The organism is Pseudomonas sp. SCT, assembly GCF_003864275.1.
Classification (GTDB): Bacteria; Pseudomonadota; Gammaproteobacteria; order Pseudomonadales; family Pseudomonadaceae; genus Stutzerimonas; species Stutzerimonas stutzeri_AE.
Window position 1 is genome coordinate 703,093 of the sequence record NZ_BDJA01000001.1, and the last position, 13,472, is coordinate 716,564.

Annotated in this window: 10 protein-coding genes; 3 read left to right on the forward strand and 7 right to left on the reverse strand. The window is 65.0% G+C overall.

What is annotated here, in order from left to right; translation table 11 throughout:
- Window positions 1–10: 10 nt before the first annotated feature.
- Together BHD08_RS03240 and BHD08_RS03245 are read left to right on the forward strand one after the other, a co-directional pair.
- Window positions 11–1,810 (forward strand): PAS domain-containing protein, encoded by a 1,800-nt coding sequence (locus BHD08_RS03240; protein WP_015275612.1) that lies wholly within the window; start codon window positions 11–13, stop codon window positions 1,808–1,810.
- Window positions 1,811–1,953: 143 nt separating this feature from the next.
- Window positions 1,954–3,444 (forward strand): sensor domain-containing diguanylate cyclase, encoded by a 1,491-nt coding sequence (locus tag BHD08_RS03245; protein WP_015275613.1) that lies wholly within the window; start codon window positions 1,954–1,956, stop codon window positions 3,442–3,444.
- 84 nt (window positions 3,445–3,528) lie between these two features.
- On the opposite strand, the gene ppa is transcribed toward BHD08_RS03245, so the two are convergent.
- Window positions 3,529–4,056 (reverse strand): inorganic diphosphatase, encoded by a 528-nt coding sequence (ppa, locus tag BHD08_RS03250; RefSeq protein ID WP_015275614.1) that lies wholly within the window; start codon window positions 4,054–4,056, stop codon window positions 3,529–3,531.
- Window positions 4,057–4,161: 105 nt separating this feature from the next.
- Window positions 4,162–4,974, reverse strand: a complete 813-nt coding sequence (locus tag BHD08_RS03255) for a zinc-dependent peptidase (RefSeq protein ID WP_015275615.1) — start codon at window positions 4,972–4,974, stop codon at window positions 4,162–4,164.
- Window positions 4,975–5,121: 147 nt separating this feature from the next.
- Here BHD08_RS03255 and BHD08_RS03260 point away from each other — a divergent pair, with 147 nt between their 5' ends.
- Window positions 5,122–6,675, forward strand: coding sequence for an alkaline phosphatase (locus tag BHD08_RS03260; RefSeq protein ID WP_015275616.1), 1,554 nt, complete (start codon window positions 5,122–5,124; stop codon window positions 6,673–6,675).
- 6 nt (window positions 6,676–6,681) lie between these two features.
- On the opposite strand, the gene eutC is transcribed toward BHD08_RS03260, so the two are convergent.
- From eutC to yiaY, 5 genes are all read right to left on the reverse strand, one after another.
- Complete coding sequence (gene eutC / locus BHD08_RS03265) at window positions 6,682–7,476, reverse strand: ethanolamine ammonia-lyase subunit EutC (protein WP_015275617.1); 795 nt, start codon at window positions 7,474–7,476, stop codon at window positions 6,682–6,684.
- 85 nt (window positions 7,477–7,561) lie between these two features.
- On the reverse strand, window positions 7,562–8,953 hold the full coding sequence (locus BHD08_RS03270) for an ethanolamine ammonia-lyase subunit EutB (protein ID WP_015275618.1): 1,392 nt from the start codon (window positions 8,951–8,953) through the stop codon (window positions 7,562–7,564).
- 14 nt (window positions 8,954–8,967) lie between these two features.
- Window positions 8,968–10,416 carry an ethanolamine permease gene (gene eat, locus BHD08_RS03275; protein WP_015275619.1) on the reverse strand — a complete coding sequence of 483 codons (1,449 nt, stop codon included), beginning with the start codon at window positions 10,414–10,416 and terminating at the stop codon, window positions 8,968–8,970.
- Window positions 10,417–10,612: 196 nt separating this feature from the next.
- Complete coding sequence (locus BHD08_RS03280) at window positions 10,613–12,133, reverse strand: aldehyde dehydrogenase family protein (protein ID WP_125020783.1); 1,521 nt, start codon at window positions 12,131–12,133, stop codon at window positions 10,613–10,615.
- Window positions 12,134–12,287: 154 nt separating this feature from the next.
- Entirely contained in the window at window positions 12,288–13,436 is a 1,149-nt protein-coding gene (gene yiaY, locus BHD08_RS03285) for an L-threonine dehydrogenase (protein WP_125020784.1), read from the reverse strand.
- Window positions 13,437–13,472 lie beyond the last annotated feature (36 nt).

Here is a 13,472-nt window from a genome sequence, read left to right on the forward strand (position 1 = left end):
AGACCCCGCCATGCATCCCCATTCCGCCGACGTGTTCGTCGACGCCTATCTGGCAAGGCACGCCGGCCCCTCGGTAGCGTCGCCTCGTCCGGCCTGGCAGAAGCCATGGCTGCTGGCACTGCTCGCGGCCGCGATAAGCCTGCTGGCAGGCGTGTTGTGGCGATCGCTCGATCTGCCGGCCGGGCCTGCGCTGGTGCTGCCGGGGATTGCCGTGGCTGGCGCCTTGCCGGTCTATCTTTGCGCGCGCTTGCTGCACCAGCGCAAGCGGCTGACCCATGCGCGCGGGGAGGTCGCCTTGCTGCGCCAGCTCTGTTCGCTATGGGCCCAGTCCGAGGGCGCCTGCCTGAAAGAGCTCGATGCCCACGGGCGGCTGCTGGCGATGAGCGAACGTGGCCGCCAGCTGATGGACGTATGCGATTTCGATGCGCTGCGCGGCTCGGACTGGCTCGGTATCTGGCCCGGCGAAGCGGCCGCGACCGCGCGGGATGCCTTCGCCCGCGCCCTTGCCGGTGAGCCTGCGCGCTTCTCCGGTTTTTGCCCGACGCTGGCCGGCGTTGCGAAATGGTGGGACGTGCTGATCATGCCGCTGCCCGGCGCTGGCGAAGCCACATCGATGCTGGTGCTGTCCTGGGACGTTACTGAAGTGCGACAGCGTGCATGCCAGCTGCAGACCACCAACGACGAGCTCACCACCTTGCTGGAGCACCTGGACGACGGCTTCTGCCGGCTCGATCGTTCCTGGCGGCTGGTGGAACTCAACGGCCGGGCGGTCGCCCTTCTGCAGCGTCCGCGCAGCGAACTGCTCGGCACCCTGCTCTGGGATCTGCTGCCGCAGGCTCGCGGCGCCGAGCTGGGTGTCGCGCTGCAGGAAGTGATGGATCTGGGCATTGCGCGGCGCATCGAGACCTTTTCGCCGCAGTATCAGGGCTGGTATCGCATTCATGCCTATCCGCACGCCGATGGCCTGTACCTGTTCTTCAGCGACATCAGCCGCGACGTGGCGAGCGCCCAGACAGCGCAGGCGGTGCAGGCGCGCCTGCGGCTGAGCCAGCAGGTCGGGCTGTTCGGTGACTGGCAATTCGACCTGACGAGTCAGCGCCTGGATCTCTCCGACCAGGCCTTGCAGCTGTTGGGCATGCCGTCTGGCGCCGCTGCCGGTGAGGCGCTGCTGGAGCGTTTGCATCCACAGGATAGGCTGGGGTTCGTTGCCGCCATGCTCGATCTGGCCGAGGGGCAGACAGGGTTCGACGCGCGGGTTCGTCTGAGCGGCACCGCCGCCGAGGATTGGCGTCACTTTCATTTTGCCGGCACGGTGATTCGCACCAAGGCGCACCCCGCCGGTTTGCTGGTGGGCTGCCTACAGGATGTGACCGAGCAGCAGCGGCGCGAGGCACGGCTGGAAGATGCCGAGGCATTTACCCGCGGCATCATCGACGCCTTGCCGCTGGCCATCGGAGTAATCGACGGCAACGGCAGGCTGATCACCGCCAATCAGGTCTGGATGGCCGGCGGCAACGCTCCGGCTGCCTTATCCGGCTGCAAGTCGCTGGATTACCTGGCGCGCTGCCGTGCGGCCACTGGCGACGGGTTCGATGCCGGTGCCAGGCTGGCAGACGGCATCGAGGCGCTGCTCGCCGGCACTGGTGACCCGTTTGTCTTCAGCTACGAGCACGGCAGTGATGCGCAGCGGCGCGTCTACCAGAGTTCGGCGTTGCTGATGAGCACGCTGACCCGGCGGGTACTGGTCGTCCACGAACTCCTTACGGGAGAATCTCGCAACAGCGAGGGCGCTGCCCTGACTCCCGCTTGAGCGGCTATACCGCCGATTCCCGAGTGCTTGGCAACGCTGCTTCACGCCGCTGCTTTCCCCGTTCGCGACGTGTCTGGCGGGCGCGACCGTTCGTCTGGTAGCTTCATGGACATCAGGTTCGCGCCGGGCGCGATGGAGAGAGCTTGAATCGCAAGGCAGGACTTCTGGCGGCTCTGATACTCGTGCTGGCGCTGGTGCCGATGTGGGCGTTCGTGTTTAGCGAGATCAGGCATGAGCGTGAGCTGATGATCGGGGCCGCGCGCAACGATGCGATGAACCTGGCGACCGCCTTCGAGGCGCACGTCCAGAGCACGATCAGGCTCATGGACATCGTGCTGCTGGACATGCGTGAAGATGTGCTGGACAACGCCGACTTCGAGCGCCACGTCCGCGAGGAACTGCAGGCCTACGGCAGCTTCGTTGCGCAGCTGGCGGTTATCGACAAGCATGGCCGGCTGGCCTTCTCCAACCTGGAGTCGTCGGTAAAGCCGGTGGACTTGAGCGATCGCGAGCATTTCAGGGTGCATCGCGACAACCCGCAAGAGGATCGGCTGTTCATCAGCAAGCCGGTGCTGGGCAGAGTATCGAAGCAGTGGACCATCCAGTTCACCCGGCCCATTCATCAGAACGGTGAGTTCGCCGGTGTCCTTGTCCTTTCGGTACCCACCAACTTCTTTGCCGACTATTACCAGCAGATCGATGTCGGGTTGCATGGCGCGATCGCCCTGCTCGGCACCGACCGCAGCCTGCGCGCCATCGCCTCGGGAACGCCGATTGCCGGGCGCTACGGGCGCTTCAAGGTGCCGGCAGACAGGCCCTACGTCGACCCCGATGCGCCTGTCCGCGGTTACTACGAGGGTGTGAGTTCTCTCGATGGGGAGTATCGCCTGGGTGCCTACCGGCGCCTGACCGACGCAGGTGTGGTGGTACTGGTGATGCTTTCGCCCAAGGATTTCATGGCCGCTCACGAGGAGCGCAAGGAGCTGTTGCTCGCCTCGGCTGGCGTCATTTCGCTGCTGTTGCTTGCTGTGGCGGTGCTGGTTTTCGTGCTGAGCAGCCGCTATTTCCAGAGTACCGCCCGACTGCGTCAGGCGCACGACCAGCTGGCACAGTTCGCCAACACCGACGTGCTCACCGGCGCACGCAGCCGCCGAGCGTTTTTCGACGGGCTGGACGCGGAACTTGCGCGCGCGCGGCGGCATGGCGACGGTCTGAGCCTGTTGATGCTCGATATCGACCATTTCAAACGCGTCAACGACGTGCATGGCCACCCGGCCGGCGACGTGGTGCTCAAGCAGTTCGCCGTCATCTGCGCTGCGCTGCTGCGTGGTCATGACCTGTTCGGCCGTATCGGCGGCGAGGAATTCGCCATCGCGCTGCCCAATACCGACCTGGAAGGTGCGCGTTGCGTCGCCGAAAAGATCCGCCAAGCCATTGCCCAAGCGCCCGTGGCGACGACAGCCGGCGAGATATCCATCACCGTCAGCATCGGTCTGGCCTGCACCGATGGCGGGCAACATGAAGCGGATTATCTGATCGTGCAGGCTGATCGGGCGCTATACCTGGCCAAACACGGCGGCCGCGATCAAGTCTACGCAGCCGCCCCACGCCCGCTCGAAAGCCCGCGTTCCTGAACAGTTGATCATCCTGCCAGCGGACCCTCAAATCGCAGGCAATAAAAAGCCGGCTTGTGGCCGGCTTTTCTTCAGTGCTTCGACTTACTTCTGGTAAGCCTCGGCAGCTTTGATGATGGCGGCACGGGCGGCGTCGGCGCCTTCCCAGCCTTCGACCTTGACCCACTTGCCCTTCTCGAGATCCTTGTAGTTCTCGAAGAAGTGCTTGATCTGCTCGATCAGCAGCGGCGGCAGGTCGGTGTATTCCTTAACGTCTACATACAGCTGGCTCAGCTTGTCGTGCGGGACGGCGATCAGCTTGGCGTCGCCGCCGGCTTCGTCGGTCATGTTCAGCACGCCGACCGGACGGCAGCGGATGACCGAACCCGGAGCGACCGGATAGGGGGTCACGACCAGCACGTCGAGGGGGTCGCCGTCATCGGCCAGGGTGTGCGGGATGAAACCGTAGTTGGCCGGGTAGAACATCGGGGTGGCCATGAAACGGTCGACGAACAGGCAGTCGGTGTCGTGATCGATTTCGTACTTGATCGGCGCGTGATTGGCCGGGATTTCGATGGCGACGTAGATGTCGTTCGGCAGGTCTTTGCCAGCCGGGACTTTGCTGTAGCTCATGAACGATGGGCTCCTGATCGGCCAGCGCGGCCTGGGGGCGGAAAAAAGTGGGCGCGATTATAGGCGCAATGTCGCGCGCAATGCACGGGGTTCGACGTGCCCAACCTACGCAGGTTCCCGGTAGGCCGGATGTTCGGCTTGCAGGCGTTGCAGCCGTGTCAGCGGGTCCTGCCGGTAGAAGTCGGCGAGTTGCGCATAGACCTCGGGGAATATCTGGTGCAGCACATCCGGCGCGCTGAAGAAGTACTCGCTGGTGACGGCGAAGAACTCTGCCGGGTTTTCGGCAGCGTACGGATCGATCGGCGTTTCGGCATCGGGGTTGGCGTCGAGCAGGCGGTCGAGCTGGTCGTAGGCACTCTGCATGGCGCTGGCCCAGGCTTCGATGCGCATCTGTCGGTGCAGCGGCGGCAGGCCGTTGGCATCGCCGTTGAGCATGTCCAGCTTGTGCGCCAGTTCGTGAATCACCAGGTTGTAGGCTTCCCAGCCGCCGCTCTCCTGCACGCCGGGCCAGGCGAGGATCACCGGGCCCTGCAGCCAGGCTTCGCCGCTGTGCTCGGCATCCCACTCATGCTCGACGCCAGCGGCATCGCGATGCTTCTGCGGGCTGAGGAAGTCGTCGGGGTAGATGACGATCTCGTGAAAGCCGCGATACCAGCCAAGCTCGGCCAGGTGCAGCAGCGGCAACTGCGCCTGCAGCGCCAGGCGCAGGCGGTCCTGGGGTTGCAGCTCGACGCCCGCCAGCGGCGTCAGGCGCTTTTCATGCAGAAATAGCACGGCGCGCTCACGCAAGCGGCTCAACTCGTCTTCGCTCAGGCCGTCGAGAATCGGCAGGCTGTCGAGCACCTGCTGCCACAGCTCTGGGCTGACCGGGTTGCGGGCGAGGATGCGTTTGCGCTGCCAGGCGCGGTAGGACCACATGGTGAAACATCCAGCGGGGCGGGGCGCCCACATTAAGCGTGGCTGCAGGATGCGACAAGCAATGAAGTACCGCCGGTCGGCGCGTCACGGGACTGTCAAGCATGGTGGGTAAATCGGGTGGACACCCACTCGCAAGGAGACTTCGACATGTCCGCACCGGATCAGAAACGCCGCCAACTGCTGCAGGGCATCGGCGCCGGCCTCGCCCTGCCGGCTCTGGGCGTTGCGCCCGCCATTATCGCCGCGCCGCGCGAACGCCCGCAGATGCTTGACGGTGTGCAATCCGGTGACGTGGCGGGCGACCGCGCGCTGATCTGGAGCCGCTGCGACCGCCCCGGCCGCCTGATCGTCGAGTGGGATACGCGCAGTCGCTTCGGCAATCCGCGGCGCATGGTTTCTTCGATCACCGATGCCGGCCAGGACTTCACTGCCCGCGTCGACCTGCGCGGGCTGCCGGCGGATCAATCGATCTTCTACCGCGCGCGCTTTGAAGATGCCCGCAGCGGCATGCTCAGCGAGCCCTGGTTCGGCCATCTGCGCAGCGCACCAACGCGCCCGCGCGACATTCGCTTCGTCTGGGGCGGTGACACCTGTGGCCAGGGTTACGGCATCAACCCGGACTTCGGCGGCATGCGCATCTACGAAAGCATGCGCATGCGCCGGCCGGATTTCTTCCTGCACAGCGGCGATGTGATCTATGCCGACGGGCCGATCCCCGCCGAGGTTACCGCCGAGGACGGCAGCATCTGGCGCAACCTGGTCACCGAGGAAAAGAGCAAGGTTGCCGAGACGCTCAACGAGTTTCGCGGCAACTACCGCTACAACCTGCTGGACGAGAACCTCCGGGCCTTCAACGCCGAGGTGCCGCAGATCTGGCAGTGGGACGATCACGAGGTGACCAACAACTGGTCGCCGAGCAAGCAACTGGACGACCGCTATCAGCAGGTGCGCGACATCGATACCCTGGTGCAGCGCGCCCGCCAGGCCTATCTCGAATACGCGCCGATGCGCATGGCCCGTGGCGACACGCAGGGGCGCATCTATCGCAAAGTCAGCTACGGGCCGCTGCTGGATGTGTTCGTGCTGGACATGCGCAGCTACCGCGGGCCGAACACCCATAATCTGCAAACGGAGCAGGGCGCGGATACGGTATTTCTCGGCCGCGAGCAGCTGCGCTGGCTCAAGCGCGAGCTGCGGGCATCGCGCGCGACCTGGAAGGTCATCGCCGCCGACATGCCCATCGGCCTGCACGTACCGGACGGCCCGCGTTGGGAGGCGATCGCCAATGGCCATGACGGCGAGGCGCTTGGCCGCGAGCTGGAAATCGCCGAGCTGCTGACCTTCATCCAGCGCGCGCGAGTGCGCAACACTGTCTGGCTGACCGCGGATGTGCATTACTGCGCGGCGCATTACTACCACCCCAATCGCGCGGCCTATCAGCAGTTCGAGCCGTTCTGGGAATTCGTCGCAGGCCCGCTGAATGCCGGCAGCTTCGGGCCGAACCCGCTGGACGGCACCTTCGGCCCGGAGGTGGTGTTCCAGAAGGCGCCGCCAACTGCGAACAGCTCGCCGCGGGCAGGCTTCCAGTTCTTCGGCGAGGTGGAGATCGACGCGCAGACCGCCGCGTTGCAGGTAAGCCTGCGCGACATCGACGGCACGGTGGTCTACAGCCAGACGCTGGAGCCCTGGCAGCAGGCCTGAACCGGCTCAGCCGAGCAGAAAGTTGCCGGCGCGAGGTTCGCCTTCCAGCGCCGCTACTTCCGCTTCGTCCTTGAGCTGTACGCCGGAGAGCTGTCGGCGGCTGGCTTCGCGCATCAGATAGAGCAGGCGGTGCGCGGCGAGGTTGTAGCTCAGGCCCTCGGGGCGAATGTTGGAAATGCAGTTGCGCTGCGCATCGTGCCGGCCGACCTCTGGCGCCCAGGTGAAGTACAGGCCCAGGCTGTCCGGTGAGCTGAGCCCTGGGCGTTCGCCGAGCAGAATGACCACCATGCGCGCCTTGAGGCGCTGGCCGATTTCGTCGGCAATCGCCACGCGGCCCTGCTCGACCAGGATAATCGGCCCGAGCGACCAGCCTTCGGCCTGACAGTGCTCGGCGATCTTCAAGGCCATCGGTGCGGCGTGGCGTTGCACGGCCAGGGCGGAGAGGCCGTCGGCGATCACCAGCGCCAGATCGCAGCCTTCGCCAGCGTGCTCGTCGAGCGTCGCGGCGCTGGCTTCGTCGAGGCGCCGACCGAGGTCGGGACGCTGCAGATAGATCTGCCGGTCTGAAGCAGCACTGCGCAGGTGCAGGCAGCCAAGTTTATGTTTCTCCAGCTCGCCAGCCAGCGCTGCGCAATCCAGCGGCAGATGCACCGCGTCGCGCGCCTGGGCATGGGCGAACTGGAAATCCAGCTGCGCGTCGGTGGGCAGGCTGACACCAGCCCGGCCAAGGGCGATGCGTGCCGGGGTCAGCTGGCGCAGGTGCTGCCAGGGGTTTTCGGTGGTGGGGGAGCGGTCGGGCATGGCTACCTCGGAGCGTGACGGTCAGCCGCGTGGAAAAGCGTGCAGCGTTTTCCACCTGAGGATGGGCGAGGAAACGAGAGCGGCTTCATGCCATTTTCTCCAGCGCCCGGCGGAAGGCTTCGGGCAGCTCGCGGCCGAGCTGCAGGCGATTGCCGTCCTGGCGGAGGATCTGCATCTTCGCCAGCCATTCCTCGAATTCCGGCGCGGGCCTGAGGCCGAGCACCTGGCGCACGTAGAGCGCGTCGTGGAAGGAGGTGGTCTGGTAGTTGAGCATCACGTCGTCCGAGCCCGGGATGCCCATGATGAAGTTGATGCCCGCCGTGCCGAGCAGGGTCAGCAGCATGTCCATGTCGTCCTGATCGGCTTCGGCGTGGTTGGTGTAGCAGATGTCGCACCCCATGGGCACGCCGAGCAGCTTGCCGCAGAAGTGGTCTTCCAGCCCGGCGCGGATGATCTGCTTGCCGTTGTAGAGGTACTCCGGGCCGATAAAGCCCACCACGGTGTTCACCAGCAGCGGCTTGTAGCTGCGTGCGACGGCGTAGGCGCGGGCTTCGCAGGTCTGCTGATCGACGCCGTGGTGGGCGTTGGCCGAGAGCGCGCTGCCCTGGCCGGTCTCGAAATACATGAGGTTGTCGCCGAGGGTGCCGCGGTTCTGCGACAGCCCGGCCTCGTAGCCTTCCTGCAGGGTCGCCAGGCTGATGCCGAAGCTGGCGTTGGCCGCCTCGGTGCCGGCGATGGACTGGAACACCAGATCCAGCGGTGCGCCGCGGTTGATCGCCTCGATGGACGTGGTGACGTGGGTGAGGATGCAGGCCTGGGTCGGAATCTCGTAGCGGCCGATCACCGCGTCGAGCATTTTCAGCAACTCGCAGATGCCGCTGGTGCTGTCGGTGGCCGGGTTGATGCCGATCACCGCATCGCCGTTGCCGTAGAGCAGGCCGTCGAGGATGCTCGCGGCGATGCCGGCCCCGTGGTCGGTCGGGTGATTGGGCTGCAGCCGGGTGGACATGCGCCCGGCCAGCCCGATGGTGTTGCGAAAGCGGGTGACGACCCGGACCTTCTGCGCGACCAGGATCAGGTCCTGCACGCGCATGATCTTCGACACCGCGGCGACCATCTCCGGCGTCAGGCCAGGTGCCAGAGCCTTTAGCGACGACTCGTTAGCATCATCGCCGAGCAGCCAGTTGCGGAAATCGCCCACGGTCAGGTGGCTGACCGGGGCGAAGGCCGCGTCGTCGTGGCTGTCGATGATCAGCCGGGTCACTTCATCACTTTCGTAGGGAATCAGCGCTTCTTCGAGAAAGCGCTTGAGCGGCACCGCTGCCAGGCACATCTGCGCCGCCACGCGTTCGGCGTCGCTGTCGGCCGCGACTCCGGCGAGCAGGTCGCCGGAGCGTGCCGGGCTGGCCTTGGCCATCACCTCGCGCAGGTCGTCGAAGCGCCAGGTGGTGCCGCCCACGCTGTGCGAGTACGCCATGTCAGCCTCCTTCTTCAGTGCAGCGATGCCTCGGCTTTCTCGATCGCCGCAAATTCCTCTTCCGGCGTGCCGGCCACCAGATGGTGTCGACTGTAGATCGCAAAGTAGGCGATGAAGATCCCATAGATGATCGCGGCGCCGATCACCACCCGCGGGTCGACCAGGAAGCCCGCGATGACCGCGATGCAAGCGAGAACCAGGGCAATGCCAGAAGTGACGATGCCGCCGGGGGTCTTGTACGGGCGATGCAGGTCCGGCCGGCGCAGGCGCAGGACGATGTGCGAGGCCATCATCAAGACGTAGGAGATGGTTGCGCCGAACACCGCGACGAGGATCAGCAGGTCGCCCTGGCCGGTCAGCGACAGCAGGAAGCCGATTACGCCGGGGATCACCAGGGCCAGCACCGGCGCCTTGTTCCGGTTGGTCAGCGACAACTTGCGCGGCAGGTAACCGGCGCGCGACAGCGCAAAGATCTGTCGTGAATAGGCGTAGATGATCGAGAAGAAGCTGGCGATCAGCCCGGCCAGGCCGACCAGATTGACGAAGCCGCTCATCCAGGTTGACGACCCATAGGCGGTGGTCAGCGCTTCCACCAGCGGGTTGCCGGATGCCACCAGCGTGCTGGAGCCGGCGCCGCCTGGGCCGACCAGCAGGATCAGGCCAGCAAAGGCGACCAGTATCAGCATGGCGCCGATCAAGCCGCGCGGCATGTCGCGCTGCGGATTCTTGGTTTCCTCGGCGGCCAGCGGTACGCCTTCCACGGCGAGGAAGAACCAGATCGCGTAGGGAATTGCCGCCCAGATGCCGACGTAGCCGTAGGGCAGGAAGTTGCTGGCACCGGCAGCGGTGGTCGGGGCGATATCGAGCAGCTTGTCCACCGAGAAGTGCGGCACCATCGCCACGATGAAGACTGCCAGGGCGAGGGCAGCGACGGCGGTGATGATGAACATCAGCTTCAGCGCCTCGCCGACACCGAAGATATGGATGCCGATGAAGATGATGTAGAAGGCGAGATAGATCATCCAGCCGCCGATGCCGAACAGCGATTCGCAATAGGCGCCGATGAATACGGCGATGGCGGCTGGGGCGATGGCGTATTCGATCAGGATTGCCGTGCCGGTGAGAAAGCCGCCCAGCGGGCCGAAGGCGGTGCGGGCGAAGCCGTAGCCGCCGCCCGCGGTCGGGACCATCGAGGACAGCTCGGCCAGCGAGAAGCACATGCACAGGTACATGGTCGCCATCAGCAGCGTGGCGATGAACAGCCCACCCCAGCCGCCCTGGGCCAGACCGAAGTTCCAGCCGGCATAGTCGCCGGAAATGACATAGGCGACGCCGAGGCCAACCAGCAACACCCAACCGGCGGCGCCTTTCTTCAGTTCGCGTTCCTGGAAATAACTACTGCCAACGGTTTCGAAATCGATTGCGTGGTGCGGTGGCGTTGAACGGCTGTGTTCGAGAGCCATGGGGGAATCCTCTTGGATAGGTTGGCAAGTCTCTCCCTAGCAAGCGTCATGCCCCACGCTACAAACCGGTGTTTGCAGTGATTTGTCAGCCAAGTTCGGCAGGAACGCACCTTTTGCGTGCTCCGCAGCACCACGGCGGAGCCCGGCAGGCGTCTTGTTCAAGGCATGGGCGGCATGCGCCGCCCATGCTGATCCATCAGAAGAAGCCCAGCGGATTGATGTCGTAGCTGATCAGCAGATTCTTGGTCTGCTGGTAGCTGTCGAGGATCATCTTGTGGGTTTCGCGCCCGACGCCGGACTTCTTGTAGCCACCGAACGCGGCATGCGCCGGGTAGAGGTGGTAGCAGTTGGTCCAGACGCGGCCGGCCTTGATGGCCCGGCCCATGCGGTAGGCGCGGTTGATGTCGCGGGTCCAGACACCGGCGCCGAGGCCGTACTCGGTGTCGTTGGCGATCGCCAGGGCTTCGGCTTCATCCTTGAAGGTGGTGACGCCGATCACCGGGCCGAAGATCTCCTCTTGGAATACACGCATCTGGTTGGTGCCCTTGAGCAGGGTCGGCTGGATGTAATAGCCGGTGGCGAGCGAGCCTTCGAGCTTCTCCGCTGCGCCGCCGGTGAGCACCTCCGCGCCTTCGCCCTTGGCGATTTCCAGATAGGACATGATCTTGTCGAACTGCTGCTGGCTGGCCTGGGCGCCGACCATGGTCTCGGTGTCCAGCGGGTCGCCACGCTTGATCTGCGCGACCTTCTTCATCACCGCTTCCATGAAGGGTGCATAGATCGACTCCTGCACCAGCGCGCGCGACGGGCAGGTGCACACTTCGCCCTGGTTGAAGAAGCCCAGTACCAGGCCTTCGGCGGCCTTCTCGATGAAGGTCGGCTCGGCCTGCATGATGTCTTCGAAGTAGATGTTCGGGCTCTTGCCGCCCAGCTCGACGGTGCTCGGGATGATGGCCTCGGCGGCGCGCTTCATGATGTGCGAGCCCACCGATGTGGAGCCGGTGAAGGCGATCTTGGCGATGCGCTTGCTGCTGGCCAGGGCCTCGCCGGCCTCACGACCGTAGCCTTGCACCACGTTGAGCACGCCCGGTGGCAGCAGGTCGCCGATGACCTCCATCAGTACCGTGATACCCAGCGGTGTCTGCTCGGCCGGTTTCAGCACTACGCAGTTACCAGCAGCCAGGGCCGGAGCCAGTTTCCAGGCGGCCATCAGGATCGGGAAGTTCCACGGGATGATCTGCCCGACCACGCCCAGTGGTTCGTGGAAGTGATAGGCCGCAGTGTGCTCGTCGATTTCGGCGCTGGTGCCCTCCTGGGCGCGGATGCAGCCGGCGAAGTAGCGGAAGTGGTCAGCGGCCAGCGGGATATCGGCGTTCAGCGTTTCGCGCACCGCCTTGCCGTTGTCCCAGGTTTCGGTGACGGCGAGCATCTCCAGGTTCTGCTCGATGCGATCGGCGATCTGCAGCAGGATCAGCGAGCGCGCCTGCACGCTGGTCTTGCCCCAGGCGTCGGCCGCTGCATGGGCGGCGTCCAGGGCTTTCTCGATATCGGCGGCGTCGGAGCGCGGAAATTCGGCAATCGGCTGGCCGTTAACCGGAGAGAGGTTGGTGAAATACTGCCCGTTGACTGGCTCGACAAACTCGCCATTGATGAAGTTGCCGTAGCGGGCCTTGAGGGTAACGAGGGCACCGGCGGTGCCGGGAGGGGCGTAGATCATGGGGGGCTCCAGTTTGTTCTTGGATGGAGATTCGCTGCACAAAGCGTAGATCAGGACTTGAATACTGTCGCGGCGGCCAGGGGCGCTTTTTGAGGCGGCAAAGCGAGCGCTGCCGCGCAGTCGGGCCGGGGACAGGAGCCCCGGCCCAGGGGGGTCAGAGGGCGCTGTGGAAGATGGCTTCGATTTCCTCTTGCGTGGCGCGGCGCGGGTTGGTCAGGCCGCAGGCATCGTTCATGGCGTTGGCAGCCAGGGTCGGGATGTCATCGGCCTTGGCGCCAAGCTCGGCAAGGCCACCGGGGATGCCAATGTCCTGCGACAGGGTGCGAATTGCCGCGAGTGCCGCCTCGGCGCCCTGTGTGGCATCGAGCCCGCGGGTCTCAACGCCCATCGCGGTGGCGATGTCGCGCAGGCGTTCGGGGCAGACGCTGGCGTTGTAGCTCTCCACGTGAGGCAGCAGTACGGCATTGCAGACGCCATGCGGCAGATCGTAGAAGCCGCCGAGCTGGTGAGCCATGGCATGAACGTAGCCCAGCGAGGCGTTGTTGAACGCCATTCCGGCAAGGAACTGCGCATAGGCCATGGCTTCGCGCGCGGGCATGTCGCTGCCGCTCGCGACGGCGGTACGCAGGTTGGCCGAGATCAGTTCGATGGCCTTGAGCGCGCAGGCGTCGGTGATCGGTGTGGCGGCGGTCGAGACATAGGCTTCGACTGCGTGGGTGAGGGCGTCCATGCCGGTAGCGGCGGTCAGCCCCTTGGGCATCGCCACCATCAACGCCGGGTCGTTCACCGACAGCAGCGGCGTGACATTGCGATCGACGATGGCCATTTTTACGTGGCGGCTCTCGTCGGTGATGATGCAGAAGCGGGTCATCTCGCTGGCGGTGCCGGCGGTGGTGTTGATCGCTACCAGTGGCAGTTGCGGTTTGGCGGAGCGGTCGACGCCTTCGTAGTCGGCGATATGTCCGCCATTGGTGGCGCACAGGGCGATGCCCTTGGCGCAGTCATGGGGCGAGCCGCCGCCGAGCGAAATGATGAAGTCGCAAGCGCTTTCGCGCAGCTGGCTCAGGCCCTTCTCGACGTTGCCAACGGTTGGATTGGGTTGTGCGCCGTCGAATACGACGGATTGGATATCCGCGCCAGCCAGCAGCGTCGCGACCTTTTCGGCCACGCCTGCGCGAGCCAGCCCGACGTCGGTAACGATCAGCGCTTTGTGAAAGCCATAGTTGGCGATGGCGACCATCGCTTCATCGAGGCTTCCGATGCCCATCATGTTCACCGCGGGTATGAAGAAGGTGCTGCTCATGGAAAGTCCCCTGTGCTTGTCTGAAAACTGGTCTCG

Excerpts from the sequence above, each read along its gene's own strand:
- BHD08_RS03240 (WP_015275612.1), top strand. The coding sequence starts at position 11 with ATGCATCCCCATTCCGCCGACGTGTTCGTCGACGCCTATCTGGCAAGG.
- ppa (WP_015275614.1), bottom strand. The coding sequence starts at position 4,056 with ATGAGCTACAGCAAAGTCCCGGCTGGCAAAGACCTGCCGAACGACATC.
- BHD08_RS03255 (WP_015275615.1), bottom strand. The coding sequence starts at position 4,974 with ATGTGGTCCTACCGCGCCTGGCAGCGCAAACGCATCCTCGCCCGCAAC.
- BHD08_RS03260 (WP_015275616.1), top strand. The coding sequence starts at position 5,122 with ATGTCCGCACCGGATCAGAAACGCCGCCAACTGCTGCAGGGCATCGGC.
- eutC (WP_015275617.1), bottom strand. The coding sequence starts at position 7,476 with ATGCCCGACCGCTCCCCCACCACCGAAAACCCCTGGCAGCACCTGCGC.
- BHD08_RS03270 (WP_015275618.1), bottom strand. The coding sequence starts at position 8,953 with ATGGCGTACTCGCACAGCGTGGGCGGCACCACCTGGCGCTTCGACGAC.
- eat (WP_015275619.1), bottom strand. The coding sequence starts at position 10,416 with ATGGCTCTCGAACACAGCCGTTCAACGCCACCGCACCACGCAATCGAT.
- BHD08_RS03280 (WP_125020783.1), bottom strand. The coding sequence starts at position 12,133 with ATGATCTACGCCCCTCCCGGCACCGCCGGTGCCCTCGTTACCCTCAAG.
- yiaY (WP_125020784.1), bottom strand. The coding sequence starts at position 13,436 with ATGAGCAGCACCTTCTTCATACCCGCGGTGAACATGATGGGCATCGGA.